This is a genomic window from uncultured Neptuniibacter sp., assembly GCF_947498015.1.
GTDB lineage: Bacteria > Pseudomonadota > Gammaproteobacteria > Pseudomonadales > Balneatricaceae > Neptuniibacter.
The window spans coordinates 52,177-76,989 of record NZ_CANMIR010000005.1 but is presented as its reverse complement, the minus strand read 5'-3'; the positions used below and the strand labels follow the sequence as shown (position 1 = coordinate 76,989).

Here is a 24,813-nt window from a genome sequence, read left to right as displayed (position 1 = left end):
AGAGTTATATGTCAACTGCACCGTTACCCACACAGATAAAGCTGCATAAGAGATCGCGTACGCTGGAGTTAAGCTACCCTGAAGGTTCTTATGAGTTAACAGCAGAGTATCTCCGTGTTCACTCCCCCTCTGCGGAGGTACGAGGTCATGGGATAGGTAACGGTGTACTTCAAACCGGAAAAAAGCTGGTTGGAATCAAGGAACTTGTTCCCAGCGGCAACTATGCTCTCAAAATCGTATTTGATGATGGTCATGATAGCGGAATCTATACATGGGATTGTCTCTATGATCTGGCAACAAATCACGACCACTATTGGCAGTTATATCTGCAAAAGCTGGCTGAGGCCGGTGCGAACCGGGATGGCGGCCTGATTGCGATCGACCGAGGCTGATTCATCTGCAGAACCAAGACAAGCCTCTGCCTTACCGGTACAATCTGCCTATCCACTTAAAGAACAGACTCAGGACATCTCCACATGACTGACCAACACAACGACAACACCACTCACTTTGGCTTCGAAAACGTCAAAAAAGAGGAGAAAGTGCAACGTGTTGCCGATGTTTTCCACAGCGTCGCTGGCAAATATGACCTGATGAACGACCTAATGTCTGGCGGTGTACACCGCCTGTGGAAACGGATCACGATTGAGCAGAGCGGTGTCCGTAGCGGCCAGACCATTCTGGATATAGCCGGCGGCACCGGAGACCTAACCATGCGTTTCTCCCGCTTGGTTGGTCCGACCGGAAAGGTAGTGCTTGCAGATATCAATGATTCGATGCTTAAAGTAGGCCGTGACAAACTGATGGATAAAGGAGTCACCGGCAATGTCGAATTTGTTCAGGCCAACGCCGAAGCCCTGCCCTTTCCAGATAACACGTTTGATGTCATAACCATCGCCTTTGGTCTGCGTAATGTGACAGATAAAGACGCAGCGCTGTGCTCTATGGCCCGGGTATTAAAGCCAGGCGGCAAGCTGATGGTGCTGGAATTTTCCAAAACGGATAACCCGTTACTTACCAAAGCTTATGATTTTTACTCATTCAATATCCTTCCTCAGATGGGTTCAATGATTGCCGGTGATGCGGATAGCTATCGTTACCTGGCTGAGTCGATCCGTATGCACCCTGACCAGGAAACACTGAAGTCGATGATGCAGAATGCAGGCCTGACCAACTGTAAGTACCAGAATATGACCGGCGGCATCGTCGCATTGCATACAGGCATCAAACCATAATCGATCACTCCACAACAAAGGGTAAAAAGCGATGATCGAGATGCTGAAAGCGGGACTATTCACGACAGCTGAAGAGGTCTGCAACCAACTGTTGCGCAGAGACCCGGTCACGTTGCAGCACCTCGCAACCCTGAACGGCCAGGTGATCGAGATTGAACTCACCTCCCCTGCTCTCAAGATCTATCTGCTTCCTCATACCGACGGGCTACAGATTCAGTCGATCTATAACAATCAGCCTCAAACCACGCTGTCGGGTACAGTCGCGGATTTCCTGACACTTCTCAGCAGTCAGGACAAGGCTGATGCTATGTTCGGAAAAACGATTCGGATATCGGGGGATAGTACTTTAGCAACTCGTTTTCAGGAGATTGTCGCTGACGCCCGTATCGACTGGGAAGCGATGCTCAGTGAGATTATCGGTGAATTACCTGCACACCAGGTTGCACTCTATACCCACTGGAAAGCACAATGGTATAAAAATACAGCTGACAGCCTGATCCTCAATCTAGATGAATATATGAAAGAGGAGGCCCGACTAATCCCAACCCGCCCAGAGGCTGAGCACTTTTTTGACGAGATTGATCAGTTGCAGGAAAGGGTAGACCGCCTCTCAGCTCGAATTTCAAATGCGGTTACCTCATCAAAATAGCAGTATCTTATCCGGTCAAAATTTAGTACATTGCGCCCCGTAATTCGCCCACCTTTGAAGTAATATACTCCGTAGGCTCCATGTTAAAACTTGTTAAAGATTTCGAAGATTTTCAGGTTATCTATTACTGGCTAGATGAAACCAACCAAAAGGTCAGTCCCGATCTCCCAACCCTGACACATGCTGAGGACTGGCTCGCCATCCACCAAGCTGAAGGCTACAAAGGCAGAGACCGACGACGTCGAATCGTTGATCGTCGACGCAACCAACGCCCTCCAGAACAGCAGCGTAACGGCAAGCGGTCCGCCAAGCCGTTAGGACGCAGAAAAACTGACAAACAGATCCAGATAGATATCGACTACTCCGAGGAGAAGATCAAGCAACTACGCCAATCTCTGGCCTCGTGATTAAAAAGGTTTCACCACGACAAAGATCAAAATAGGGATAAAGATCAGCAGCGGAAGCTCGTTAAACAGGCGGAAATAACGCCCACTTTTATCCAGTTCCCCTGCGCGCATCTTTGTCAGGTAGGCTTTGCACCAATAGTGGTAACCGATCAGAAGCAGGACAAACGCCAGCTTAGCGTGTAGCCAACCACCACTGAAACCGTACCCCAGCCAGAGCCAAAGCCCCAAAGCTAATGTAAACAGGGCCATAATGCTCATAAAGCCATAGAGCTTACCCGCCATAATCTCTAAACGCGCGACATCCTGCCCCGCCTCTCGACCTTCAACGTAATGCACAAAAATACGCGGCAGGTAGAAGATTCCTGCCATCCAACTGGTCATTGCCAATATATGGAACGCTTTAATCCATAACATAGAACTAATCCTAATATCCCAAAAGAGTGTAGAGCTGACCACTTTTCACATCGCGGCTGGCGGTAGCAATTGTACCCGCACTCTGCCACTGGCGAATAACTGTTTGCAACTGTGCTGAAACTTGCTCGGAATCCATTCCGGAATGGAGTTTGGGGTGATAAAGCATTTTTAACAGCAGATAATCCAATCCGGTCAAAAGTACATCAGGCGTTTTGTCATTAAAGATCGAAGGGTATACCCGCTCAGAGTCGTTTGGCAGCCCTAAGACCTGAGTTAACTCCTCGACAACGCAGCTGACAAGTTTGCCATGCATCCGCGCCTGATCGACGGGGATAATAATGCCCGCCTGGACAATTTCATGCTGTTTATTTTCTCGGATATTGGCCATACAGACAGCACCATGCACCACACCTTTCGCAGCTGAACCAAACATGCTTTCAACCTGATGAGCCCAGGCTGATTGTCGGGTAAACATGATCTGGAGGTTAGATTTTGCTCTCTGCTGTACCAATATAATAGAGAGTCCGGTGATCTCGGACAGATGCTCTATGTGTTTTGAAACCAGCTCAGTATGCAGTGCCCTGTCAGCCACCTGATGATCGATCCACACCCTGACCGGCTGCTCCCAGCGGCGCACATACCCTCCCCCAGAAGCGTATTCATTTTTAAGCGCAACCTCCTGAAACGCAGTCAAGAGGAACTTTGGATTATGCCAGGATTGCCCGTAGACAGCTCCTGCCGCAATGGTCATAAAAAGAAATAGGATGATTCGAGAGGAAAGCATCCTTAGCTCAAACCGCTTCTGTTGTTACAACGATCCGATCAGACAGTTCAACCTTAAGTTGATCACCTGCGACAACCGGCCCCACCCCTGCCGGGGTACCGGTCATCACAACATCTCCCGGTTCCAGCGTGAAGAATTCACTGCTGTAACTGATCAGCGGAATCACCTGATTCAACATATAGCGGCTATTCCCCTGCTGCCTGATCTCTGCATTTACCGTTAGACGCAGATCGACATCCTGCAGATCTGGAAAGACCTCCGGACGCGCAAAAGCTGACAGCGGGCAAGCACCATCAAATGCTTTAGACTTTTCCCAAGGGTGGCCTTTCTCTTTCAACTGACTTTGAAGATCGCGCAGGGTCAGATCCAACCCGACACCCACACCGATAATCGCCTCTTCAACCTCCGCCTCCGAAGCATGACTTAAAGGCTGACCGATCAGAATAGCCATCTCAGTCTCGAAATGAACACTGCCATGGCCTTGAGGAACAGAAAAAGGCTTCGCCAGATCAACCACACTGCTCGCAGGCTTAATAAACAGCATCGGTTCCGTTGGGATCGGATTGTTTAGTTCTGCCGCGTGATCTGCATAGTTACGCCCCACACAGATCACCTTACCCGTGGGCAGACCGACCATAGAGCCATCGATATATTGATGCTGATACCCCATACCTACTCCTTATGCTTTCGATAGCTGCAGTTTAACTGGCTGCCCTGGAGGGCTCCAGAAAATTTAACTTTCTTCTGAGCAGAAGCAGCGAGAGCGACAGAGTGACACAGAGCACCAGAAAGGATCCGACAATCACCCCATTCCAGCCTGCCAACTGCCAGAAAGGATCAAGATAAAAACCACCTGTGCTGGCACCCAGATAATAAAAAACCAGATAGAGCGAAGAGGCTGTTGCACGAGCATGTCGCGCCGTATGACTCACCCAACTACTGGCAGAAGAGTGGGCCACAAAAAACCCAAACGCATTGATCAGAAAACCCAATATGATCCCTACGATTGAGCCGGTCAGAGTGACAGCACTCCCTACCATCATCAACACAACGCCACTTGCTATCACCGCAGGCTGAGGCATTTTTTGCGCAATACGCCCTGATATCGCTGACCCCAACGTACCGCTGAGATAGGTCAAAAACAACATTCCTAACAGGCTTGCAGGCAGGTTATAAGGCGCCTCCGACAATAAAAATGTCGCATAACTGTATTGATTGATAAAGATGAAAAAATTAAGACCACCAATGAGGTACGCCAGCATCAGCATGGGGTTCTTCAGATGTTCGATGATATCCGACAGCATCCCCTTAGGCTGGAGGGGCCTTGCTTTAAACTGCCGGGACTCAGGCAGAAGCCAGACAAACAGGGTCAACAACAGGGTGCCTAAAACACCTGTGATAGCAAAGGCCGCTTGCCAACCTAACCATTCACCGATAAAACCTCCCAGAAGGCGTCCACCGATCCCCCCCAGCGTATTACCACTAATGTAGATCCCGACAGCTGCTACCAGGGCTCGGTTACTGAACTCATCTCCCAAATATGCAATCGCTATTGCAGGTAATCCAGCCAGACAGACCCCCTGTACAGCCCTGAGCAGAAGGAGCCATTCAAACTGTTCCACCTGAGAGAGCAGAAAACTGCATAGCACCACACCACACATACTGCCAATCATCAGTCGAGTGCGACCGATAGCATCAGAAAGAGGGCCGAACAGAAGCAGAGAAAAGCCCAGCATTAATGTCGTGAGCGTAAGGCTCAACCCGGCCTGCAGAGCGGAAATCTGAAATTCAGAGGCCAGCATAGGCAGCAGAGGGTGGGTCACATATACATTGGTAAAAATCATGAATGAGCCCAAACTCAATGCCAATGTTGCACGCCAAAACTGTTTAGATCCAGATTCAATCATCATACACCTCACTAGAGGCTGGGAGAGTATCAGCCCAGAGGCGATCATAAAAATATATACTTATTATGGATTTCATAAGAAAATCTTATGCATGGATATCAAACACCTGAAATACTTTAAAACGGTCGCCGACCTGAACAGCTTTACTCAAGCAGCTGCCCGGCTGCACATTGCGCAACCGGCGATCAGCATGGCGATCAAAAACCTTGAGGTGGAGCTGGAACTCACCCTATTTCACCGTAAAGACCGCTCCATAAGCCTGACGGATGAAGGGGTACAACTGTATAAACATGCCGCGCGTATTCTTCAGGCCACCGAAGATGCCCTACTCGAGATGCAGGAACTCAAAGGCCTGCTGCGAGGCGAAGTACGGGTGGGTATCCCCAGTATGCTGGGGTCTTACCACTTCCCTCCGCTATTGATGGCCTTCAGAGAACGATACCCGCAACTCAATCTCTCAGTGATTGATGGTGGCTCCAGCAAGCTACAGCAACTACTGGAGAGTGGAGAGCTGGACCTGGCGGTCATTGTCGACCAATCCATGCCTGCAACACTGCAACATCAGGTATTCCTTAGGGAACAGATGATGGTGATCTGCCCCACCGATCACCCTTTTGCAAGGCAGAAAAATATCAGCAGTGAACAGTTCTTTGCTGAAGATCTGGTGATGTTCAACAGCGGCTATTTCCACCGTAACGTGGTGGATCAACTTTCAAAAGAGGCCGAGATAACACCAAAGATTAACTTCGAAACCAATCTGATCCCCCTGATCAAATCAATTGTTAAGCAGGGCTTCGCTATCTCAACCCTTCTTGAGATGACAATCCTTGATGATCCTGAGCTTGTCGCGCGACCTTTTGCGACTCCGGTATGGCTGGATCTGTCGATCGCATGGCGAAAAGAGGGTTATCTCTCACAGGCCAACATGACATTTGTGGAGTTTCTACTTGAACATAGCGAACCGAAGTAACGTTAATTTGCAGCGATCTGCTTTTAACTTTATGATTCGCGCAAATTTTAGGAGATCACATAATGCTGAATGTAAATGAATATTTTGAAGGCAAAGTAAAATCCATCGGCTTTGAGAATAGTGAAGGCAAAGTCACCTCTGGTGTCATGGCGCCAGGTGAGTATGAGTTTGGCACCAGTGAAGATGAACTGATGAAAGTAGTCAGCGGTGAACTGATCGTGAAACTACCTGGTTCAGATGCTTTCCAATCCTACCCAACAGGTACAGAGTTTAAGGTAGCAGCCAATCAAAGCTTCCAGCTTAAAGTAGAACAGCCAACCGCTTACCTCTGCTTCTATAGCTAATCACTCCGCTTCCATATTCCAGAGGTTCTGCGCTTTAACTGAAGCTCTGGAATAGCTCCTCAGCGCATCTACAGCAGATCTCATCTGAAGATGAATATTTTTCCACCAATCTGTATAGAACATTCATCCTTTTCAACTTTGCCTGTGATAATATTCGCGCTTTATTTTTAGCGATTAAACCTGTGGCGCCCCTTGTTAGGATATGACCACACAAATAAAGAGCTGCACACCATGAGCCAAACAACCTCTCTTGATAAAAGCAAAATTAAGATTTTGCTGCTGGAAGGTGTACACCAGTCTGCGGTGGACACGTTTAATCAGAATGGTTACACCAACATCGAATTTCTGACAGGGTCCCTGCCTGAAGAAGAGCTGATCGCACGCGTTAAAGATGTTCACTTTATCGGCATCCGTTCCCGTACGCAGTTGACACCTGACGTCTTCGAAGCAGCTGAGAAACTGGTTGCTGTTGGTTGCTTCTGTATCGGAACAAACCAGGTCAATCTGGAAGCTGCTACGATGCGCGGCGTTGCCGTGTTCAACGCGCCTTTCTCTAACACACGCTCAGTGGCAGAACTGGTAATCGCGGAAGCGATTCTTCTTCTTCGCGGTGTTGCAGAGAAAAACGCTAAAGCACACCGTGGCGAATGGCAGAAATCAGCTAAGAACTCATATGAGATCCGTGGTAAGAAGCTGGGCATTGTAGGTTATGGCAGCATCGGTTCACAGCTGAGCGTAATCGCAGAGTCCCTAGGCATGGATGTGTACTTCTATGATGTGGTGACAAAATTGCCTTTGGGCAATGCGAAACAGGTAGGGTCGCTCAAAGAGCTACTCAATATCAGCGATATCGTCTCCCTGCATGTGCCTGAAACACCATCAACAAAAGATATGATGGGTGAAGCTCAGTTTGCAGAGATGAAGCAGGGCTCTATCTTCATAAACGCAGCTCGCGGTACGGTTGTGGTGATTGATGAGCTATGTAGTGCATTGAGTTCAGGCCGCCTTCTCGGTGCAGCCGTTGACGTTTTCCCAGTTGAGCCACGCACCAACAACGATGAGTTTATCTCGCCTCTACGCGAGTTCGACAATGTGATTCTGACACCGCATGTAGGCGGTTCCACTATGGAAGCGCAGGAAAACATCGGTTATGAAGTGGCGGAAAAACTGATCAAGTACAGTGATAACGGCTCCTCTATTACCTCCGTTAACTTCCCTGAAGTTGCACTGCCTGAGCATCCAAACGTTCACCGTCTGCTACATGTTCATAACAACGTGCCGGGCATCATGTCCGCGATTAACACCGTGTTCTCTGAAAACAGCGTGAACATCAGCGGTCAGTACCTGCAGACCAATGATAAGGTTGGTTATGTAGTGGTTGACGTTGATGCAGATTGCTCTGAAGTAGCACTGCAGAACCTGAAACAGATCGATGGCACTATTCGTTGCCGCCGTCTGTTCTGATAAGCCCTTAAGGACTTATCACTGAAGCGGGCAGCCTAAGGTTGCCCGTTTTTGTTTTCCCACTCAGCCAGAATCTGCAATATTCTCTGAAACACCTGTAACCGATAACGATCACTCTCATTAACAAGATGGTGTTTAGCCTGTTCGATCAGGGTCAGATCCAGATCTGGGTACAACCGCCCCATCACACCCAGATTATGTTGCCAGTCCACCGTGCTGTCGTCGGTGCCCTGAATCATATACACCCTTCCCTTCACCGGTGGATGCTGCTCTACCCAGTCACCCCAGGATAGCATTGCCCCGATCCAGCTAACCGGAATCTGTCGATGCTGCAAACTATCCCTCTCCTCGATAAAGCGGATGAAAGCAGCATCATGTGAGTTTTGACTGTACTGCCGCGGGACCCGTTTGAGGACATATTTCAACAGACTGAACTTACGTTTAATCGATCGCCATAAATTCGGGCGAATCAGTGGCGCCAACATCACTTGCACCCCCTGTTGAGGCATCGATTGACTGGAGAAAAGTAGCTGATGAGCGATCAATACAGCAGCTCCGGTACTCTGCCCAATCATATGTAATGGCCCGTTCAGTGAAGGCCCTACTTTAGAGATCAATTCAGACAGTTGCGTTGCGTAGTGTTTAAAATCATCCACGGCAAGGGGATTACCATCGGAAAGCCCATGACCGCTGAGATCGTAACAGAGCAGATCATATCCTGTTTTATACAGGGTCGTGATCAGCTTCTGGTAGAGCCCCATATGGTCCATATAGCCATGAACAATTACAACCGTTCCCCGACTATGGTTGTCATCAGTATGCGCGAAGCTCTGTAAGGTTACAGAAAGCTCATCTAACACCATCCGGCCGATTCGATACTCAGATGATTCCGCCAGTTCGAGAAGTGCATAATGTGCCAGATACCCTCTGGCATTTTGACAGGGTATCCCTGGAAGCGCAGCCTTATACAGAGGCAGGCCTTTAACTAGACAATCACGGTCAAACATCAGCACTCCTCTGACCGATTACCCGACAGAAACACATTCAATTCATACCCTTAACTCTAGTCAAACCCTACAGTATTCGCTCAGCTTATAGCGAACATAAGGCTTGGTTATCATACTTTTGGGTCGAGTTGGGCGACAATTGAATAGCATTGCGCTACTGTTGCATTGCACAAAGATTGCTGCCTACCCAATACTGCAGCAACTAATCATTCGGTTCACGGTTGCCTCGCACCTGAACTGACAGAATATATAACTGGGGCATTTTATTATGAGTCAAAGGGTACAGAGTGGCGGCCTGCAGGTTGCAAAGGCTCTTTACGAATTCGTTAACAATGAAGCTCTGCCAGGCACTGGCGTTTCCAGTGAACAGTTCTGGGCAGGCTTTGATGCTATTGTTCATGATCTGGCACCAAAAAACCGTGAGTTGCTGACAAAACGTGATTCAATACAGGCGCAGATCGATGCATGGCATCAAGAGCGTCAGGGTCAGGCATTTGATCTGGATGCATATAAAGGCTTCCTGAGCGAGATCGGATACCTTCTGCCAGAAGGCGAAGATTTCGAAGCATCTACAGCTAATGTTGATCCTGAAATGGCAACGATGGCAGGCCCGCAGTTGGTTGTGCCTGTTATGAATGCACGCTTTGCTTTAAACGCTGCCAATGCACGCTGGGGTAGCCTGTATGATGCGCTGTATGGCACTGACGCAGTTTCTGAAGCAGATGGCGCAGAGAAAACGGCTGGCTACAACCCTGTCCGCGGTTCAAAAGTAATTGAAGCCGCCCGTGACTTCCTGGATCAATCCGCACCACTGACCGCAGGTTCACACAAAGATTCTACCGGTTACAGCATCGCTGAAGGCGCATTAGCTGTAACGATGAAAGATGGCAGCACCACCACATTAGCCGATGCTGAAAAACTGGTGGGCTTCAATGGCGATCAGTCCGCTCCCGAATCTATTCTGCTGGTCAACAACGGCCTGCACTTTGAAATTCAGGTCGACCGTAGCAGCCAGATTGGTAAAGATGATGCTGCAGGCATCAAAGATATCGTCATGGAAGCTGCCCTGACCGCCATCATGGACTGCGAAGATTCTGTCGCAGCCGTTGATAGTGCTGATAAAGTCGTTATCTACCGCAACTGGTTAGGCCTGATGAAAGGCGACCTGACTGAAGAGGTGAGTAAAGGCGGTAAAACGTTCACACGTACCATTAACGGTGATCGTGAATTCACAGCTCTCGACGGCTCCTCTCTGGCCCTGAAAGGTCGTAGTCTGATGTTCGTTCGTAACGTAGGTCACCTGATGACCAACGAAGCGATTCTGGACAAAGAGGGTAACGAAGTTCCTGAAGGCATCATGGATGGCATGGTCACAACCCTGATCTCTATCCATGACATTAAGGGCAACGGCAAGTACAGCAATACCGTGACAGGCTCAACCTATATCGTTAAGCCTAAGATGCACGGACCTGAAGAGGTTGCATTTGCTAACGAGCTGTTCGGCCGTATCGAAGATGTGCTGGGACTGGAACGCTTCACCATGAAGATGGGGATCATGGATGAGGAACGCCGTACGACGGTGAACCTGAAAGAGTGTATCCGTGCTGCTAAAGAGCGTGTTGTCTTCATCAACACTGGCTTCCTTGATCGTACCGGCGATGAGATCCATACCTCCATGGAAGCGGGTCCGATGATCCGCAAAGGCGATATGAAAGCCGCTGCCTGGATCGGGGCTTACGAGAACTGGAACGTGGATAACGGTCTACTCTGTGGTCTACAGGGCCGCGCACAGATTGGTAAAGGTATGTGGCCTATCCCTGACCAGATGGCAAACATGCTGGAAGCTAAGATTGGCCATCCAATGTCAGGTGCTAACACGGCGTGGGTTCCATCTCCGACCGCTGCAGTACTGCACGCTACTCACTACCATCAGGTAGACGTGTTTGCCCGTCAGGACGAACTGAAGGTACGTGATCGTGCTAATCTAGACGACATTCTGACAGTGCCTGTTGAGCCGAACCCAAGCTGGACCGCTGAAGAGATCCAGCAGGAACTCGACAACAACGCACAGGGTATCCTGGGCTATGTAGTACGCTGGGTCGATCAGGGTGTAGGCTGTTCTAAAGTTCCTGATATCAATGATGTAGGCCTGATGGAAGATCGTGCAACACTGCGTATCTCCAGCCAGCATATCGCGAACTGGTTGCGTCACGGCATCTGCTCAGAGGAACAGGTCATGGAGACGATGAAACGTATGGCCGCGATTGTTGACCGTCAGAACGCCAGCGATCCTCTGTATCGCCCGATGGCGCCTAACTTTGATGACAGCATTGCGTTCGCTGCGGCTTGCGAGTTGGTCATCGAGGGCTGCGTCCAACCCAATGGTTATACTGAACCGGTTCTACACCGCCGCCGTATCGAAGCAAAAGCTAAATTCGGTGCCTGATCTACAGATCTGATTCAGTCTACACCTCGTAAAAAGCCGTGCTTACCTTAAGCACGGCTTTTTTGTTTTAGGTACACTACAACTGACTCCATCAATGCAGGGCACCCTATGGCCTCACCCGCTGAGCTTCTGGCTGAATTTATCCACAGCCATCCAAATCTGGTCGTTCTCACAGGCGCAGGTGTGAGTACAGATTCAGGTATTCCCGCTTATCGTGATCAAAAAGGGGATTGGCAGCACTCTGCTCCGGTTCAGCATAAAGAGTTTATGGAAAGTCACTACGCCCGGCAGCGATACTGGGCCAGAAGCCTGATAGGCTGGCCGCTAATACGCGATGCACAACCGGGCCCCGCTCACTTCGCTCTCGCCCGACTGGAGCAGATGGGCTATATCCGACTGCTAATCACGCAAAACGTTGACCGACTACATCAACGTGCAGGCAGCCAAAGCGTACTAGATCTGCATGGCAGATCAGATCAGGTTCGATGCATGAGTTGCGAACGTAGATACAATCGAATCAAAATTCATGAGCGGATCGCTCAACAAAACCCACAATTTACAATCACCGAGGCGGTAGCTCGCCCCGACGGTGATGCGGATCTGGAAACAGAAGCCTTCAACACCTTTAAGGTATTAGATTGCGAAAGCTGCGGCGGCGTCCTGAAACCGGATGTAGTTTATTTCGGGGATAACGTTCCTAAAGAATCGGTTTTTTCAGCACTAGACCAACTGGAACAAGCTGATGCGCTTCTAACAGTTGGTAGCTCATTGATGGTCTATTCCGGCTTTCGTTTCTGCAAGAAAGCACATGACTGGAGCAAACCGATCTGCGCCCTGAATCTGGGGGTCACCCGCGCAGATCCATTACTGGACCTGAAACTGGATGCCCCAATTGCAGAGACACTGACGGAAGCATTGCAGCAGATTCAACCAAACGACTAAGCAACTGCAACCATCGCTATCATCATAAAAAAGAGTTCGTCATCAGCAGTCGGATTCAACTGCCTAGCCCCGTAGTTGCATCCCCTTTTCAAACATCAAATCCAGTGCTATTGAGTGCTCCCATAGACCCCTAAACTCAGTTCACAGATCTATTCGGCACTGTGACATACACGCTCTTCTTTATATGGACAACCCTGCTGAGGTAGAATCACCTTTTATACTTGGAGTAACCCGATGGCTAACCGAGCCTGCGCCAGACATATTCTTGTTAAAACCCGTGATGAAGCTGAAAGGCTCAAAAAACGTTTAAAACTGGGAAATGATTTTGGCAAACTTGCTAAAAAATATTCCCTCTGCCCTTCTGGAAAACGTTTTGGTGATCTAGGTGAGTTCCGTCGTGGTCAGATGGTTAAACCGTTTGAAGATGTTGTCTTCAAAAAACCTCTACATGTCGTCCATGGCCCCGTAAAAACTCGTTTTGGCTGGCACCTGATCGAAACCATCTACCGTAAATAGTTGCGTCCTCCTAAACATTACATGCACTCGAAAGCTTGACCACTATCAAGCTATTCATTAAACAGTTATGTATAATCATTCTCATTAACTTATGCGCTAAATTCTCATAGGCGAACGAAAATGATTTCAAAATCTATCAAACTTAGTTTTGTTCTCACCTCTGTGCTTCTCGGTGCCTGCACAAAAAATGAAAATCACACATCTCTGACAACATTAAGCAAAGCGCAACTGGGCCAACAACTTTACTTCGACACAAACCTCTCAGTGAATCGAACTCAAGCCTGCGCCACCTGCCACTCCCCCACTCATGGCTTTGTAGATCCACGCGATAATGGTGTCGAAGGTGCCTTCTCATTAGGAGATGATGGTCAATCTCTCGGTGACCGAAATACCCCTACAGCCACGTACGCCATGTTCAGTCCAGAGTTTCATCTCAACGGTGAGGGTGAATATGTGGGCGGACAGTTTCATGACGGTCGCGCATCAGACCTGACAGGACAGGCAGGTGGGCCACCACTGAATCCGGTAGAGATGGGACTACCCTCTAAGCACGCTGCCGTTGATCGCTTGAGAGAAAACCCTCTCTATATCCGTTCATTTAAAGCGCTTTACGGTGAATCCATCTTCTCTGATAGTGCTAAAGCATATGCCGCGATGGCTGATAGTATTGCTCATTTTGAACGCACCGAGTTATTTGCCCCTTTTGATTCAAAATATGATCGCTATCTTCGTGGTGAATACACGATGACAAAACAGGAGGAGCTGGGCCGTACCCTATTCTTCTCGCAACAGTTTACCAACTGTCATCTATGCCACCAGCTAAACAGATCACAACGTCACGCCCAAGAGACATTTACGAACTACGAGTACCACAACATAGGCATCCCAACCAATATTGCCGGCCGCAAAAAAAATGGGGTCGATATATCGAAAAAAGATCTGGGATTGTTGAACCATCCTCAAGTGACTACTCCTGAGCACGCCGGTAAATTTAAGGTACCAACCTTAAGGAATATCGCGGTCACCGGCCCCTATATGCACAATGGTGTCTTCAAAGAGTTGAGAACAGTTGTTCTGTTCTACGACAAATACAACAGCCGCAGTGATCAGCGTCAGATCAACCCTGAAACAGGGGGACCTTGGGGGAAACCTGAAGTTGAAGAAAATATTTCGTTGAAAGAGCTGGAAACGGGCCCTGCTCTGAAAGAGCAAAAAATCGATGCTCTGGTAGCCTTTATGAAAACCTTAACAGACAAGCGCTATGAACACCTGCTGGATCAATAGTGAACGAGTTGAGCAAAAGGCGTGATGCCTTTTGCTCCAGATCTGCTCTCTGGCTAGCTGCCAACAACGAGATTAAGCCGGCCGAGGGATCGAAATAACCTCGCCAAAGGTTTGATACTCAGTTCCGCCCAGCCTTCCGAGGGGATCAACACTCGCTGCATCGATCTTCATACGGCCTTTCTCATCTTCAGTGACCGCTGACTCATCGACCCATACCTTTTCGATCTCACCAAAGATCAGGTGCTGGTTACTGTTACCTACTTCCTGATGCTGATATAGGGAGCAGGCCAAAGCTATTTTCGGCCCCTTTACCCGCGGCAGAGCAAAGCCCTCAACCTCAACAAGTTCAAGGCCACAATGCGCAATTTCAGATTGGCCGTGAGGAAGTGACGCAGAACTTTGGGTGACTTCGTTCGCCAGATCAGACCCTGCAATATGAATAACAAACTTTTCCTGCCCGATAATATTCCGATAGGTATCTTTTTCACTCCCATCCGGTTTTGCTGCACCCACAGAGATCATAATGACGGGAGGGTCACTGCATACCACAGAGAAAAAGGAGAAAGGTGCCAGGTTGTAATCACCGGTACCGTTCTCAGATAAAACCCAGGCTACGGGACGGGGTACCACAACCTGTGTCAAAGTGTGGTAAGCCTGAAGCTTACTCATTTCGGACATTTCTAAAATCACATCTATCTCCTCAGACACAAAAAAGCCGCCCACTGTTTCCAGTGCGCGGCTTATGATCTCACAGGGAGAGTTCGACTTACAGAGTCAGAACTTTCTCACCCCGGGCAATACCCGATACACCTGAGCGAACCACTTCCATAATATTCGAAGTGCCTAACGCCTCAATGAATGCATCCAGCTTACTGCTTGAGCCCACCAACTGAACGGTAAAGGTGTTGGGCGTTACATCGATGATGGTGCCACGGAATATATCCGCAGTACGCTTAATCTCAGCACGCACCGTACCATTGTTTGCCTTCATCTTGATCATCATCAACTCACGCTCAAGATGATCACCCTCAGTCAGGTCAACCACTTTTACCACGTCAATCAACTTATTCAGCTGCTTAGTGATCTGCTCAACGACACGATCATCACCCACCGTAGTCACTGTCAGACGAGAGAGTGTCTCATCTTCAGTCGGCGCAACGGTGAGAGATTCAATGTTGAAGTTACGCTGAGAGAACAGGCCAACAACACGGGACAGAGCACCAGGCTCATTTTCCATCAATACCGAAATTATATGACGCATGATTATGTTCTCTCCGTTTTACTCAGCCACATGTCACGCATAGAGCCACGAGGTACCTGCATCGGATAAACGTGCTCAAACGGATCAACCGCGATATCCATGAATACCATGCGATCTTTCAGTGCAAATGCTTCGCGCATTGCGCCTTCCAGATCTTCATAGCGTTCAACTTTGATACCCACATGACCGTAAGATTCAACCAGCTTCATAAAGTCAGGTAGAGACTTCATGTAAGACTGAGAATGGCGAGACTCATAGTTCATGTCCTGCCACTGGCGTACCATACCCAGAGACTGGTTATTCAAACAGATAACCTTCACTGGAATATCGTACTGGCTGATCGTCGACAGTTCCTGAATATTCATCTGAATACTGCCTTCACCGGTAACACAAACCACTTCCTCTTCAGGGAAGTTAAGTTTTACACCCATCGCAGCTGGCAGACCAAATCCCATTGTGCCCAGACCGCCTGAATTGATCCAACGGTTGGGTTTGTTGAATTTGTAATACTGTGCAGCGAACATCTGGTGCTGGCCAACATCGGAGCACACATAAGCATCACCGTTGGTGACCTTGCTCAGCATCTCGATAACCTGCTGAGGCTTCATAAGCTCAGAGTCGTCAGTTTTAAAACGACCACCATGACGACCACGCCACTCTTCAATCTGCTCCCACCACGCTTTTAAGCTATCCGCACAAGGAGCTTTCTTTGCAGCATGAAGCTGATCCAGCATCTCTTTCAAAACAGCTTGAGCCGGACCTACGATCGGCACATCTGCTTTAATCGTCTTGGAGATCGAAGCCGGATCGATATCAACATGTACGATTTTGGCTGTTGGGCAGAACTTGTCAGTACCATTGGTCACGCGATCATCAAAACGTGCGCCGACCGCCAGAATCAGATCACTGTGATGCATCGCCATATTAGCTTCATAGCTACCATGCATCCCCAACATACCGATAAACTGTTTATCTGTGCCCGGATATCCGCCCAGACCCATTAGGGTATTCGTTACCGGATAACCCAGTTCACGTGCCAAGGCAGTCAACTGCTCGCTGGCATCACCCATGATGACACCACCACCGGCATAGATAACCGGCCGTTTAGCGGCCAGCAACATATCCACAGCTTTTTTGATCTGTCCGGTGTGACCTTTCATGATCGGATTATAGGAGCGCATTTTAACGCTCTTAGGGTATTCATATTCATAGCGTTCGGTCGGCGTAGTCATATCTTTAGGAATATCGACGACAACCGGACCCGGACGACCGCTTTCAGCGATGTGGAACGCTTTTTTGATGATCTCTGGAATCTCTTCCGGACGTTGAACACTGAAACTGTGCTTAACGATAGGACGAGAGACACCGATCATATCGGTTTCCTGAAAGGCATCTTCACCGATCAGGTGTGACATAACCTGACCTGTAATAACAACCATCGGGATTGAATCCATATATGCAGTCGCAATACCTGTTACGGCATTGGTTGCACCAGGACCTGAAGTTACCAGCGCTACACCCGCTTTACCGGTAGCTCGCGCATACGCGTCTGCCATATGTGTGGCAGCCTGTTCGTGGCGGACCAGAATGTGTTCGACTTCATCCTGCGTAAAGATCGCATCGTAGATGTGGAGGAGTGCTCCACCAGGATAGCCGTAGATATATTTAACGCCTTCATCACGAAGCGCGCGAACAACCATCTCTGCGCCTGAAAGTAATTCCACTTTTATCACCCTCTAACGACGTCAGTGCTCATCACTGACGAAATTAACAGTTTTTGTTTCTGTAACGTTGAACGTGCCTGTACCAGACAAAATTTGTTGAATCTCTAGCGGTCTCACTCTGAACCATTCCAGGGGTAGAGCTGCAGGTTCACGTTCGGGTGTGTGCCGGAGCTGGGGATCGCCCAACCGACAGACCTTTGAGAAACGGCCCTCAGAAAGCTGTCTCCCTGAGTTTCGGGGTTACCTACACACTCAAGGCCTCAAAATTCGAGGCGGTAATTGTCGCAAGAGACGTTTATTTTTTCAACAAAAACATATTGCACCTGCGGCATTGTCAGGGATCTGCTACAAAACCTATTCTCATTCAGAGGATCGGGTTATAGTTTTGTCATACATAACTCAGGTTAGAGCCAGCAACCAACCCAAAACTGGCTCTGAATATACCTTTACAGGAGATCCCTATGAGTATCGCTGAGATTAAAAACAAAGAGCGTGTCATTAACGAGCTGATGTCATTCATCCGCAAGGTTCTGGTTGAACCGGATATTTGTGAGAAAGCGCTTGAGATAGCACGTGAACACCTGAATGATGAACATGCAGAGACAGTCATCGCGGATAAGTTATCGGCGACCACCAATATTAAGATCCCGATTGAGCACAGTGAAGCAGATCGCCTTTTCCTTCAGGTTCTGCTCGAAGTGATCAAAGATGAGCAGGCACTCTACTAAGAGTGCCAGGCATAAAAAAGGCTGCAAATGCAGCCTTAAATCTATCCTTTTTTACTAAGCCCGGCGATGAAACCGGTCAACACCTCTAACTTAGAGGGGTCGTTATCCACAAACTGGACATCCACAGTGACAAAGGTGGATTGAAGGCTCTTCTCATTTACCTGCAACCCACTGATAAAGCCATTCATCTGAGCAACACTCCCGCCCGATGCCTGTTCTATATCCACAACCACCTGTTCAAGAAGATGAGGAATCCCATCTTCCCGCTTAACTACGACCGAAACAGCCTGCAACGTTATCTCTTTGATCGCACAACGTAACATCCCCGCCGAGACACGCAGTTGCGCCAGACCTTTAGGTTTCTTTGTATTTTTCTTCGCCGCCGCAGTTTTACCCGCAGCTAGCATCTGTGCCGCTTTACGGCGAGAATCGGCGCTCGTTTCGATGCGTTTACCGATATACTTTTTAACCTTATCAACCAGTTGCTGGTCTTCAAAAGGTTTACCCATATAGTCATTCACACCTGCCTGAATCGCCTGCAATACGTAATCACGCTCTCCACGGCTGGTCACCATAACAAACGGGATATCTACGTAATGTGACTGCTGCCTTGCCCACTGCAGCAACTCCAATCCAGAAAGCCCGGGCATCTCCCAATCGCAGAGTACGAGATCATATTCCTCCTTGCTCATTTGAGCCCGGCCCGCTTCTCCATCTTCAGCGGAATCAATCTGATATTCAGGGAAATGTTCTTTTACAATACGAGAAACATGGTCACGAATAAAACGCGCATCATCAACAATCAGGACTTTAATCTGGCTCATGAGGGTCCTCAGGTACTTCTGTTTGGTTCCACTGTCATCTATTCAATACGTCATAGATCTATCACTAATACGCTAGCAAGATCTAGCTTATCGGTCTATTACTGGAATCACGATTGTAGGAAATTGACGTTTTAACGCCCATAAGACCTGCTGTAGCTGCCCCTGGGTTCGAAAGAGAAACACCGTATCCTTTTCACCGTAATAAACCCCAAGCGCTAAAGGCATTCCGGTACCTAAACGGAAAATATTTTTATTGGTCATACCGGTACATTCAAAATAACCGGGCTGGGATGGGAAACGCCATTTAGCACCGGACCATTGCGGCACGCCATTAGCCTGGGTGACAAAACAGACCTTCAACTGTTTTAACACCAATGCGTAAGCCAACCCCAGAGCCGGCTTCTCAACGATAAAAGCGTTAGCAACCGGGTTACGTCCAATCCCAGTCGTCACATATCCCCACTGACCTCCATCATTGCGATAGGCATAGACCGTTTTTCGCGGGTCAGTAGAAGTCACTTCATGGGAAAATTGATACTGCCCGTTCAGCAACCGAGGGTTGATCAGAGTATAAACCGACTCCTGTGTCAGGTTTTCCAAGAGAGGGCTCAGATAATCGGGATATGCGGAGAAGCGATACTGTTGAGGCAGGGAGATAGCGATCGGTTCGACACGATCGACCAGCTTAGGTGCTTCCGGTTTCACAACAGGAGCCTGCCCCGCACAACCCGCTAACAGCGTGACAAATATCAGCAGCCAAATGCGCATTCTAATCCCTCATTTTTTTCTCATTTAACAGAAGCTTACCCGATTTACCCTGTTATTAGTAAGTCGAATTTTCTGGAGAAACTTATTCCACTCTTTCCTACAGAGCAGATTGATAGCAAAAAAGAAGATGGAGCGACATTTAACGAAGAAAAGATGAGCTAATTTAGCTGGACATACCGCTGTACAGCGGTTGGGAGATTCAACACTTTTGGAAAACTTAGTTGGGGAAACTGCTCCTTAAGCGCTCTCGCCATACTTTTCAGCTGATCTGAGCGGTCAAATACCAGCAGCGTGTCTGTATCACTGTAGTAGGGGCCTAATTTCTGCGGAAATCCAGAAGAGACCCTAAAGAAGCTACTACGAGTTGAACCTGAGCATTCAAAATAACCAGGTTGCTGAGAAAATGACCACTGACCTGAACGCCAGACGGGTGCAGATCGAGCCTGGCTGACAAGGCAGATTTTCATCTGCTTAATGACTAATGCATATTGGCGCTCACCGTTCTCACGCTCCAACATAAAAGCATTAGCAACACCCTGACGCCCAATGCTTGTAATCACGTACCCCCAGCGAGAGGAGCGGGAATCCTGCATTGAAAGCACTGTTTTCTGCTTATCCGGTGAATAGATCCGTCCCTTATAGTGGTAGCTTCTCAACAGGTTCCGGCCGTTCTTGATACGATAGAGCGATTGCTCAGACAATGTCGTCAGTAAGGGGATCAGGTAATCCGTATAGGGACTAAAGCGTCCATTCGCAGAGAGGTTAAGGGTTAGAGGACGGACCTCCACTCCGTTGAAAGCGGAGAAAGACCGTTCGTTTTTCAGCAAGCTTTGCTCAGCCGCTGGCGATGCAGTCAATTTAGCCTGAGCTTGTAATCCACATAGCGACAGAACCACAAAACACAGTGCAACTAACCCCGGTTTATTACCCAATAACCACCTGCCTCAAATCTGAACGCCCCTTCAGTAATCAACAGAATAACATTCACCCACCAAAACTCAAACAGCCGTTTTAATTACTCGTACTCTCAAAAGAAAAAGGCTGTTAGCGGATGCCAACAGCCTTCCAGGTTTGTCTGAAATCAACTCTTAACGGAAGGTAAACTCACCCTGCTCCACATCAACGGCGATCTCATCTCCGGCTGTATATCGTCCAGATAAAATCTCCTGCGCTAAGGGATTCTCGATCCACTGCTGGATTGCACGTTTAAGTGGACGGGCCCCATACACTGGCTCAAACCCTACATCCACCAGCTTATCCATCGCAGTAGAGGTGAGTGTCAGCTCAAGATCCCGCTCAGCCAGACGGCTCTGTAGCCGTTGCAACTGAATGCCTGCAATGCCGGCAACCTGCCCTTTTTTCAGACTGTGGAAGACCACAACCTCATCAATACGGTTGATCACCTCTGGTCGGAAATGGTTTCCAACGGCATCCATCACGGCCGCATGCATCAACTGGTAGTCATCATCATCGCTGAAATTCTGAATCAGATCCGAGCCCAGATTAGAGGTCATCACCACAATAGTATTGCGGAAATCAACCGTGCGCCCCTGACCATCAGTGAGGCGCCCATCCTCCAGCACCTGCAACAGAATGTTAAACACATCCGGATGGGCTTTTTCCACTTCGTCCAAAAGCAGCACAGAGTACGGTTTACGTCTGACAGCTTCTGTCAGGTAGCCCCCCTCTTCATAACCAACATATCCCGGAGGAGCACCAATCAGTCGAGCCACAGAGTGCTTCTCCATAAACTCAGACATATCGATCCGGACCATCGCTTCTTCTGTATCGAACAGGAAGCTGGCAAGCGCTTTACACAACTCCGTTTTACCCACCCCTGTCGGCCCCAGAAACAGGAATGAGCCGTTGGGGCGATTCGGATCGGCAAGGCCGGCACGGGAACGACGTACCGCATTAGATACGGCGGTAACAGCCTCCTCCTGGCCTACCACCCTTTCATGCAGAGCCTCCTCCATACGCAAGAGCTTGTCACGCTCCCCTTCCAGCATTTTGCTAACCGGGATGCCAGTCCAGCGGGAGACCACCTCTGCAACCTCCTCTTCAGAAACCTTATTACGCAGTAGTTTGGTTTCCTGTGCTCCGCTCTCTTCTGCCTCTGAGGCTGCCTGCAACTGTTTTTCCAACTCAGGAATCAGTCCATACTGCAGCTTGGACATCTCTTGAAGATCGCCTGCTCGGGTATGCTTTTCAAGCTCTATACGCGCCTGATCCAGCTCCTCCTTAATCTTTTGGGAACCCTGAAGCGATAACTTCTCCGCTTTCCAGACCTCATCCAGATCAGAGAACTCCTTCTCGACACGGCTGATCGTTTCTTCCAGCTCTTGTAATCGCTGCTGCGCTGCTGAATCTTTCTCTTTCTTCAGTGCCTCACGCTCCATTTTGAACTGAATCAAACGACGTTCCAGGCGATCCATATCTTCCGGTTTGGAATCCATCTCCATACGGATTCTGGATGCGGCCTCGTCTATAAGATCGATCGCTTTATCCGGTAGCTGCCGATCCGTGATATAGCGCTGTGAAAGTTTGGCTGCGGCGATGATGGCAGAATCGGTAATATCCACACCATGATGCACCTCATATCGCTCTTTCAGGCCTCGCAAAATTGCGATCGTGGACTCCTCATCCGGCTCATCAACGATAACTTTTTGAAAACGACGCTCAAGCGCAGCATCCTTCTCAACATACTGTCGGTACTCATCCAGCGTAGTTGCACCAACACAGTGAAGCTCACCGCGTGCCAGCGCTGGTTTCAGCATATTCCCTGCATCCATGGCCCCTTCGCCTTTACCCGCGCCAACCATGGTATGAAGCTCATCAATAAACAGGATAATCTGTCCTTCCTGCTTCGAAAGTTCATTCAAAACAGCCTTCAGCCGCTCTTCAAATTCACCCCGAAATTTTGCACCGGCAATTAAAGCCCCCATATCCAGGGAGAGAACCGTTTTATTCTTGATCCCTTCCGGTACTTCACCGTTCACGATACGTTGAGCCAACCCTTCCACAATCGCGGTTTTACCCACTCCAGGTTCACCGATCAGAACAGGATTATTCTTCGTACGACGCTGCAATACCTGAATGGTGCGACGAATTTCATCATCCCGACCGATGACCGGATCAAGCTTTCCAGACTCCGCCCGCTCGGTCAGGTCGATACAATATTTAGCCAAAGCCTGACGATTACCTTCTGCATTCGGATCCTGCACTGACTCACCTCCTCGGACCTGATTGATGACCGCTTCCAGCCGCTGTGCGTTAATTCCAGCTTCTCGCAGCGCCTTACCCGCATCTGATTTGTCATCGACCATAGCCAGCAGAATCAACTCACTGGCTATAAACTGATCTCCCCTTTTTTGGGCGATCTTATCGGTTTTGTTGAAAATTCGTGCGACATCCTGCGACAGTCTGATCTCACCATCAGGCTCCTGAACTCGCGGAAGTTGCTGCAGTGATCTCTCGACCGCAGCCTTTAAACGAGCACTATCCGCTCCTGCCTGTGATAATAGCTGGATAGATGAGCCTTGCTGCTGATCCAGTAGTGCACTTAAGAGATGAATGGGTTCGATGTAGTTATGATCCAGGCCTACCGCCAACGACTGTGCATCAGCCAGCGCTTCCTGAAGTTTGGATGTAAATTTATCTGGGCGCATATAACCTCCACAAAGCGTTCACTTACCCGCCTGAATTGCCTGCTTGGCCGACTGCGGGGTTTGATGATTTCGCGTTACAACAGAGGTATGGGGGTAAAAACTGCCCGCTTCAAGTGCTGCGGGCATAAAATTAGCAATTTCTTATATAAATCAAACCTACAGAACCAATAAAACAGCCCTATGAAGAGAAACGCTGTTTATTGCTCTCAATGAACGCCCTGACATCATGCTGATTAGTCTCAGCTGCACACAGACAGACCAGTATCCGGTTTTCATCGATCAGATAGCCACTAAAATGTGTATCACCCACCTCCATATGAGCCTCATCATAGCCATCCACATGCTTACCTACATTCTTAAAAATATAGATCAGGGATTGCCGGGCAACGGCTAGGTGTTTGCGGTACTCGCTGGGAAATGAGGAGTGCTTGACCTCTCCGTTATCAAGAACGCATCCATACTGCAGCAACCGCTGCTCTGCCATCTCATGCCAAATAGTCATTTTCTCGACTCCACTGCAAAAGATCGCTGGCTTGTTGCTTCAAAACAGGCAATGAGACATCGCGCTCCGAACATAAACAGAGCGCCTGATCATCGTCAGAAAACATCGATAAAGTCCTCACTGCTGGTCCCCCAACAACAATATTACTCACCTCGCCTACCAATTCAGATTTCTGTGCAATCGCAGAGGACAGTTTGTGCATGCTTTTCAGAAGGGCAACGCTTTGTTGTTCATCAATATTTGAGCTGAGTACCTCTTGCTCTGCCCCCAGGTGCATCGCTCCCAGAATGCCACGTTTGTTCATGGCTGCATCCAGCAGTGTTTCTTCATAGATCGGTTTATAGAAATCGAGCGAAAAACCATTATGGTCCAGTATGCGTTCACCCACCTCAGCCCAATTGATCTCTAGCTCAACCGCTGAAATCAGCTCCTCAACAATACTCAGCACCGTTTTTGGGTTGCGTACGTCGACAAACATCACTGTAGCCATCAGCCCCAACTCACGTATACACGCCAGATAGTCGTTATAGCCAGGGTTGGGTTCAATATCTGAGTGTGTAACAGCGATGATCAAGCGGCGTTTACGAATATATTCACCGAACTCTTTCACATAGAAGCGGACATCTCGGAAAGGATCCTTCCTCGTATTGTCCACCAGCAGAACCAGGCCGATAGCATCATGGGCAAACTGATTGGCCAGCATCTCCCACATAAAACTGAAACGCTCCTGGCCTGGCGTGCCATATAGATGCACGCGAGAGTCTTGCGCCAACTCCAAGACACCGTAATCCATGGCGATAGTTGTGTTTTTTTTACGTCTGACCGTAACATCACTGGCTTTGGCATCTGTATCCAGTGTTTCAATATCACTTAGCGACCGAATCGCGGTTGTCTTGCCAGCACAGACCGCTCCGGTAAACAGGATTTTATGATCCTTCATATGCACTTCCCTGTTCGAACATCAGTTAT

General features: G+C 48.7%; 26 protein-coding genes. 12 read left to right on the top strand and 14 right to left on the bottom strand.

Annotation, left to right across the window (positions count from 1 at the left end; translation table 11 throughout):
- Positions 1-8: 8 nt before the first annotated feature.
- The 4 genes from Q0882_RS08020 to Q0882_RS08005 all read left to right on the top strand — a co-directional run bounded on the left by Q0882_RS08020 (position 9) and on the right by Q0882_RS08005 (position 2,291).
- A complete protein-coding gene (locus Q0882_RS08020; RefSeq protein ID WP_299179931.1) occupies positions 9-392 on the top strand; it encodes a DUF971 domain-containing protein in 384 nt (127 codons plus the stop codon).
- An 84-nt stretch (positions 393-476) separates the two neighbouring features.
- Positions 477-1,235 carry a bifunctional demethylmenaquinone methyltransferase/2-methoxy-6-polyprenyl-1,4-benzoquinol methylase UbiE gene (gene ubiE, locus Q0882_RS08015; RefSeq protein WP_299179929.1) on the top strand — a complete coding sequence of 253 codons (759 nt, stop codon included), beginning with the start codon at positions 477-479 and terminating at the stop codon, positions 1,233-1,235.
- A 31-nt stretch (positions 1,236-1,266) separates the two neighbouring features.
- Entirely contained in the window at positions 1,267-1,884 is a 618-nt protein-coding gene (locus tag Q0882_RS08010) for an SCP2 sterol-binding domain-containing protein (protein ID WP_299179928.1), read from the top strand.
- Positions 1,885-1,964: 80 nt separating this feature from the next.
- Positions 1,965-2,291: a hypothetical protein gene (locus Q0882_RS08005; protein ID WP_299179926.1), complete on the top strand. Its 327-nt coding sequence runs from the start codon at positions 1,965-1,967 to the stop codon at positions 2,289-2,291.
- Here Q0882_RS08005 and Q0882_RS08000 read toward each other — a convergent pair whose 3' ends face one another.
- Genes Q0882_RS08000 through Q0882_RS07985 form a run of 4 tightly spaced genes read right to left on the bottom strand, consistent with a single transcriptional unit; the run spans position 2,292 to position 5,396 of the window.
- On the bottom strand, positions 2,292-2,705 hold the full coding sequence (locus tag Q0882_RS08000) for a CopD family protein (protein WP_299179923.1): 414 nt from the start codon (positions 2,703-2,705) through the stop codon (positions 2,292-2,294).
- Between the two features lie 10 nt (positions 2,706-2,715).
- Positions 2,716-3,489, bottom strand: a complete 774-nt coding sequence (locus Q0882_RS07995) for a DUF2927 domain-containing protein (protein ID WP_299179920.1) — start codon at positions 3,487-3,489, stop codon at positions 2,716-2,718.
- Positions 3,490-3,496: 7 nt separating this feature from the next.
- Positions 3,497-4,159, bottom strand: coding sequence for a fumarylacetoacetate hydrolase family protein (locus tag Q0882_RS07990; RefSeq protein ID WP_299179917.1), 663 nt, complete (start codon positions 4,157-4,159; stop codon positions 3,497-3,499).
- Between the two features lie 31 nt (positions 4,160-4,190).
- Positions 4,191-5,396, bottom strand: coding sequence for an MFS transporter (locus Q0882_RS07985; RefSeq protein ID WP_299180476.1), 1,206 nt, complete (start codon positions 5,394-5,396; stop codon positions 4,191-4,193).
- Positions 5,397-5,487: 91 nt separating this feature from the next.
- Between Q0882_RS07985 and Q0882_RS07980 the strand changes: the two genes are divergently transcribed.
- The 3 genes from Q0882_RS07980 to serA all read left to right on the top strand — a co-directional run bounded on the left by Q0882_RS07980 (position 5,488) and on the right by serA (position 8,174).
- Complete coding sequence (locus Q0882_RS07980) at positions 5,488-6,366, top strand: LysR family transcriptional regulator (RefSeq protein ID WP_299179914.1); 879 nt, start codon at positions 5,488-5,490, stop codon at positions 6,364-6,366.
- A gap of 62 nt (positions 6,367-6,428) precedes the next feature.
- Positions 6,429-6,710 carry a pyrimidine/purine nucleoside phosphorylase gene (locus Q0882_RS07975; protein WP_299179911.1) on the top strand — a complete coding sequence of 94 codons (282 nt, stop codon included), beginning with the start codon at positions 6,429-6,431 and terminating at the stop codon, positions 6,708-6,710.
- Positions 6,711-6,941: 231 nt separating this feature from the next.
- Positions 6,942-8,174 carry a phosphoglycerate dehydrogenase gene (gene serA / locus Q0882_RS07970; protein ID WP_299179909.1) on the top strand — a complete coding sequence of 411 codons (1,233 nt, stop codon included), beginning with the start codon at positions 6,942-6,944 and terminating at the stop codon, positions 8,172-8,174.
- Between the two features lie 35 nt (positions 8,175-8,209).
- Here the strand turns inward: serA and Q0882_RS07965 are convergent, their stop codons facing one another.
- On the bottom strand, positions 8,210-9,181 hold the full coding sequence (locus Q0882_RS07965) for an alpha/beta hydrolase (RefSeq protein WP_299179907.1): 972 nt from the start codon (positions 9,179-9,181) through the stop codon (positions 8,210-8,212).
- A 268-nt stretch (positions 9,182-9,449) separates the two neighbouring features.
- On the opposite strand from Q0882_RS07965, the gene Q0882_RS07960 reads away from it, so the two are divergent.
- The 4 genes from Q0882_RS07960 to Q0882_RS07945 all read left to right on the top strand — a co-directional run bounded on the left by Q0882_RS07960 (position 9,450) and on the right by Q0882_RS07945 (position 14,369).
- Entirely contained in the window at positions 9,450-11,627 is a 2,178-nt protein-coding gene (locus tag Q0882_RS07960) for a malate synthase G (protein ID WP_299179904.1), read from the top strand.
- A 108-nt stretch (positions 11,628-11,735) separates the two neighbouring features.
- A complete protein-coding gene (locus Q0882_RS07955; protein WP_299179902.1) occupies positions 11,736-12,569 on the top strand; it encodes an NAD-dependent protein deacetylase in 834 nt (277 codons plus the stop codon).
- 234 nt (positions 12,570-12,803) lie between these two features.
- Positions 12,804-13,085 carry a peptidylprolyl isomerase gene (locus Q0882_RS07950; RefSeq protein ID WP_297309876.1) on the top strand — a complete coding sequence of 94 codons (282 nt, stop codon included), beginning with the start codon at positions 12,804-12,806 and terminating at the stop codon, positions 13,083-13,085.
- Between the two features lie 120 nt (positions 13,086-13,205).
- Positions 13,206-14,369, top strand: a complete 1,164-nt coding sequence (locus Q0882_RS07945; protein WP_299179900.1) for a cytochrome c peroxidase — start codon at positions 13,206-13,208, stop codon at positions 14,367-14,369.
- A gap of 72 nt (positions 14,370-14,441) precedes the next feature.
- Here Q0882_RS07945 and Q0882_RS07940 read toward each other — a convergent pair whose 3' ends face one another.
- The 3 genes from Q0882_RS07940 to Q0882_RS07930 all read right to left on the bottom strand — a co-directional run bounded on the left by Q0882_RS07940 (position 14,442) and on the right by Q0882_RS07930 (position 17,354).
- Positions 14,442-15,059, bottom strand: a complete 618-nt coding sequence (locus Q0882_RS07940; RefSeq protein ID WP_299179898.1) for a flavin reductase family protein — start codon at positions 15,057-15,059, stop codon at positions 14,442-14,444.
- 76 nt (positions 15,060-15,135) lie between these two features.
- Positions 15,136-15,630 carry an acetolactate synthase small subunit gene (gene ilvN, locus Q0882_RS07935; protein WP_299179895.1) on the bottom strand — a complete coding sequence of 165 codons (495 nt, stop codon included), beginning with the start codon at positions 15,628-15,630 and terminating at the stop codon, positions 15,136-15,138.
- A 2-nt stretch (positions 15,631-15,632) separates the two neighbouring features.
- Positions 15,633-17,354 carry an acetolactate synthase 3 large subunit gene (locus tag Q0882_RS07930; protein ID WP_299179892.1) on the bottom strand — a complete coding sequence of 574 codons (1,722 nt, stop codon included), beginning with the start codon at positions 17,352-17,354 and terminating at the stop codon, positions 15,633-15,635.
- A 461-nt stretch (positions 17,355-17,815) separates the two neighbouring features.
- Here Q0882_RS07930 and Q0882_RS07925 point away from each other — a divergent pair, with 461 nt between their 5' ends.
- On the top strand, positions 17,816-18,082 hold the full coding sequence (locus Q0882_RS07925; protein WP_299179889.1) for a hypothetical protein: 267 nt from the start codon (positions 17,816-17,818) through the stop codon (positions 18,080-18,082).
- A 41-nt stretch (positions 18,083-18,123) separates the two neighbouring features.
- Here the strand turns inward: Q0882_RS07925 and Q0882_RS07920 are convergent, their stop codons facing one another.
- The 6 genes from Q0882_RS07920 to Q0882_RS07895 form a co-directional block, all read right to left on the bottom strand.
- Entirely contained in the window at positions 18,124-18,906 is a 783-nt protein-coding gene (locus tag Q0882_RS07920; protein ID WP_299179886.1) for a response regulator, read from the bottom strand.
- An 87-nt stretch (positions 18,907-18,993) separates the two neighbouring features.
- On the bottom strand, positions 18,994-19,674 hold the full coding sequence (locus Q0882_RS07915) for a hypothetical protein (protein ID WP_299179883.1): 681 nt from the start codon (positions 19,672-19,674) through the stop codon (positions 18,994-18,996).
- Positions 19,675-19,832: 158 nt separating this feature from the next.
- Positions 19,833-20,606 (bottom strand): hypothetical protein, encoded by a 774-nt coding sequence (locus Q0882_RS07910; protein ID WP_299179880.1) that lies wholly within the window; start codon positions 20,604-20,606, stop codon positions 19,833-19,835.
- Positions 20,607-20,762: 156 nt separating this feature from the next.
- Positions 20,763-23,342, bottom strand: a complete 2,580-nt coding sequence (gene clpB, locus Q0882_RS07905) for an ATP-dependent chaperone ClpB (RefSeq protein ID WP_299179877.1) — start codon at positions 23,340-23,342, stop codon at positions 20,763-20,765.
- A 178-nt stretch (positions 23,343-23,520) separates the two neighbouring features.
- Complete coding sequence (locus Q0882_RS07900; RefSeq protein ID WP_299179874.1) at positions 23,521-23,844, bottom strand: hypothetical protein; 324 nt, start codon at positions 23,842-23,844, stop codon at positions 23,521-23,523.
- Complete coding sequence (locus tag Q0882_RS07895) at positions 23,828-24,784, bottom strand: ATP/GTP-binding protein (protein WP_299179871.1); 957 nt, start codon at positions 24,782-24,784, stop codon at positions 23,828-23,830. The genes Q0882_RS07900 and Q0882_RS07895 overlap by 17 nt, the downstream gene beginning before the upstream one ends.
- Positions 24,785-24,813: the final 29 nt, after the last annotated feature.